Source organism: Microcystis sp. M53602_WE12 (genome assembly GCF_030065455.1).
GTDB classification, from domain to species: domain Bacteria; phylum Cyanobacteriota; class Cyanobacteriia; order Cyanobacteriales; family Microcystaceae; genus Microcystis; species Microcystis aeruginosa.
Window position 1 is genome coordinate 1 of the sequence record NZ_JASJFB010000892.1, and the last position, 3186, is coordinate 3186.

General features: G+C 47.4%; 3 protein-coding genes, 1 tRNA gene and 1 pseudogene. 2 read left to right on the top strand and 3 right to left on the bottom strand.

Annotated features, from left to right (window positions below; translation table 11 throughout):
- Nucleotides 1-12 precede the first annotated feature (12 nt).
- A complete protein-coding gene (locus PX482_RS27945; RefSeq protein WP_353852437.1) occupies nucleotides 13-141 on the top strand; it encodes a bluetail domain-containing putative surface protein in 129 nt (42 codons plus the stop codon).
- 710 nt (nucleotides 142-851) lie between these two features.
- On the opposite strand, the gene PX482_RS27245 is transcribed toward PX482_RS27945, so the two are convergent.
- Both PX482_RS27245 and PX482_RS27250 read right to left on the bottom strand, forming a co-directional pair.
- Nucleotides 852-933, bottom strand: a tRNA-Leu gene (locus PX482_RS27245).
- A gap of 54 nt (nucleotides 934-987) precedes the next feature.
- Entirely contained in the window at nucleotides 988-1668 is a 681-nt protein-coding gene (locus PX482_RS27250; protein WP_002762621.1) for a nucleoside phosphorylase-I family protein, read from the bottom strand.
- Nucleotides 1669-1791: 123 nt separating this feature from the next.
- Between PX482_RS27250 and PX482_RS27255 the strand changes: the two genes are divergently transcribed.
- On the top strand, nucleotides 1792-2847 hold the full coding sequence (locus tag PX482_RS27255; protein WP_043999417.1) for an ABC transporter ATP-binding protein: 1056 nt from the start codon (nucleotides 1792-1794) through the stop codon (nucleotides 2845-2847).
- A gap of 224 nt (nucleotides 2848-3071) precedes the next feature.
- Here PX482_RS27255 and PX482_RS27260 read toward each other — a convergent pair.
- Nucleotides 3072-3186: pseudogene (locus PX482_RS27260) on the bottom strand (30S ribosomal protein S6--L-glutamate ligase); the annotation flags it as partial.

Below are 3186 nucleotides of genomic sequence, written 5' to 3' on the forward strand. Positions count from 1 at the left end.
GCGGCCTTTAAAGTGACAGGTCAAAGTGGTACTTTTATCGCTCTCAATAATGGAGCGGCCGGTTTCCAAGCCGCTAGTGATGCGATCATTCAACTGAGTGGTTACAACATTGCTGCCGCTAAACCAGTGGTAGTGATCTAGATTGAGAGATCATTTAAGTTTGCCGGCAGTAGGAGACTCTTCTCCTACTGCCACTAGGGGTCTTTCAGAATCTATGAGATTAAACTCTTTTGGGCTTAATTGGGGTGTGCTGAAAAAGTTTGTTGGTGGGGTTAAGGAGTCAGGAGTCAGTAGCCGGTCGTCAGGAGTCGGGAGTTTCAGGCTTTGTTGCCCTCTCTTTTTGTACCAACTTAGGGCTTGCTGAAAAAGTCTAAAAACCTTGTTGGGTAAGACTTTTAGACCTTTTGTCAATCAAAAAGTGCCGACCATTGGAGTGATTGGGGGGAAAATTCCGGGACTTTTTCCCTGAAAATTAGGTAATTGACCACCTGAAAATGGGTAAAACCCCACACCCCACACCCCACACCCCACACCCCACACCCTACCCCCACGAAAAACTTTTTGCCGCAAACCCTAGCTAGGCATCACAGGAAAACTATGCCATGTCCCCCACCGTTAGCGGTGGTTTTTTGTCGGATGTGGGATTTTGCCTGGCAAGTTTTCCCCGATGGTAGTTGCTCGCTCGTCAAGGAAGAGTCGCTCTTTTTCGCCGTCAACCCGAGTCGATGGGCTGCGAGCGTTTCCTATTGCCCGGCATTCCTCCCCCACTGACCCTACGGGTGTAATGGTGGTATCCTGCCAACATTCAAGGTGACAAGGGCAATTCTCGTCAGAGGGCAGATAAAAGTTTATGCGGATGGCGAGACTCGAACTCGCAAGGCGTAAGCCACACGCCCCTCAAACGTGCGTGTCTACCAGTTCCACCACATCCGCTTGATTTTAGCTTAACCACTATAGCACAGAAAAAAAATAATCTGCAAGCAACTTTTAAAAATTACTGCCGCACAACTTTCGCACCACCTGAGTTAGTACGGATAAACCTTTTAGGGAACCTTGAATCAAATGGAAGGCCGGGATGGGACGGATTAACATTTGTCGAGCTAGGGGCAATGGTAGCAGCTGACCTTGATTATCAATTGCCGGGGCTAAATCGGGTAAATCCTGTGTCACCTCATCGCTAATCACGCGCACAATTGCCACTTTTTGCCCCGGTAAAGCCGCTAAAATCCTTGCTCCTTCCATATCGACCACCTCATAGCCCCCCTGTCCTAAACGTCGTTTTTCCTCGGATCGGCTAATCAGGCGATCGCTGGTTAAACCTTTAACAAGACTATATCCGGTTAATTGGGCGATTTCTGCGGTTATTTCTGGTTCGCACTGCCAATAATTCCCCGTTTCCGCGCCACAACCTTGATAGATTACCCCATCTCCGACCCGATGGCGATCGCTGAGACTGCCCGCTAATCCCATCAGCACAATTTTTCCCGTGAGCTTATTAAGAAATTCTAGAGATTGCCCAGAGACTGAGGAACTGTCGAGGAATTCTGGAGCGCCAAGGTTAATCGGGATAATTTGCGGGGCTAAATCGCCGATTTTCCTTAATCCTCGGCGGATTGAGCTATGCTCGGCCCCCCGGGGAACGAGAATAATATCTTCAGGTGTGAGCATGAAATTTTTGAGAAAGTTTCCTAATTAGTGCATTGAGATGTTATAAACAATAATAGTGAACTAATTAGGAATAATTCTTAAGTGAATGGCCCCGCCACCGACCGGGCGATTGTCTTTCCCACCATGAAAAAGTCTGTCATTCTGCGTTTATCCGAGGTTAACAAGCGTTTTCCCGCTTCTCCTACTCTAGCTGTCGATAATATCAGTTTTAGTTTAACAGAGGGCGAAATTCTCGGATTATTGGGCCCGTCGGGCTGCGGTAAAACCACTCTACTGCGGATGATTGCGGGATTTGAAAAACCATCTCAAGGAGTGATTGAATTGGGAGGGCGAATAGTTGCCGACCAAAAAACCTTTATTCCCCCGGAAAAACGCAATACGGGCATGGTTTTTCAGGATTACGCTCTTTTTCCCCATTTAACCATTGCTGACAATATCGCCTTCGGGTTAAAAAATTCTGGGGAGAAATTATCGAGCAGAGCTATTAACGCTAGGGTGGCGGAAACTTTAGATTTAGTCGGACTGCAAGGACTAGAAAAACGTTATCCCCATCAGCTATCGGGAGGACAACAGCAAAGAGTCGCCCTCGCCCGCGCTTTAGCCCCAAAACCCTCTTTAATCCTCTTAGATGAACCTTTAAGTAATCTCGATGTGCAGGTCCGGCAACGCTTACGACACGAGATCCGTCATATCCTGAAAGCGACTGGTATCTCGGCCATTTTTGTCACCCACGACCGGGAGGAAGCAATGGTGATCAGTGACACAATTGCGGTTCTTTGTCAAGGAAAATTAGAACAAATTAACAATCCCGAAGAAATTTATAGTCATCCGGCCTCGCGATTTGTGGCCGAGTTTGTCACCCAAGCTAACTTTCTCCCCGCTAGACGGGAGGGGGAACAATGGCAAACCGAGATAGGACTCTGGACAATTCCTGATGGTCAAGATTTGGACAAAGGGGAATTGATGCTAAGAGAGGAAGATGTCAAAATTAAGCCAGATGAGACGGGAGAGCTAGTTATTTGCGATCGCCAATTTTTGGGGCGGGAATACCGTTATTGTCTGCTAACGGCTACCGGCAGCCAAATCCACGCTAGAACAACGATTAACACCCAATTAGACATCGGTACAAAGGTAAAACTATCGATTATTCCCGATAGCGTCCGTGTATTTGCCGATTGATCAATCACATCTGACTTGAAAGTGGGTGTGGGGTGTGGGGTGTGGGGTGTGGGGTGTAGGGTGTGGGGTGTGGGGTGTGGGGTGTGGGGTGTGGGGAGATTTTTTTTAGTAAAAAGGCAGCTCCGAGCTTATCGCTTAATACTATTGACTGATAACTTACCCACTGATAACTTACCCACTGATAACTGATAACTGATAACTGATAACTGATGCAAGGCTGATGGCTAATATTGATATCGCTCGCGATTTAAGACTAGGGTGGCATTTTTAGCGACAAAATCGATAATTTTTTTGGCCACATCCACACCGGTGGCCGCTTCTATTCCTTCTAAACCGGGA

Bases quoted from the DNA above. Each gene is read 5' to 3' on its own strand.
- PX482_RS27250 (WP_002762621.1), bottom strand. From the start codon at position 1,668: ATGCTCACACCTGAAGATATTATTCTCGTTCCCCGGGGGGCCGAGCAT.
- PX482_RS27255 (WP_043999417.1), top strand. From the start codon at position 1,792: ATGAAAAAGTCTGTCATTCTGCGTTTATCCGAGGTTAACAAGCGTTTT.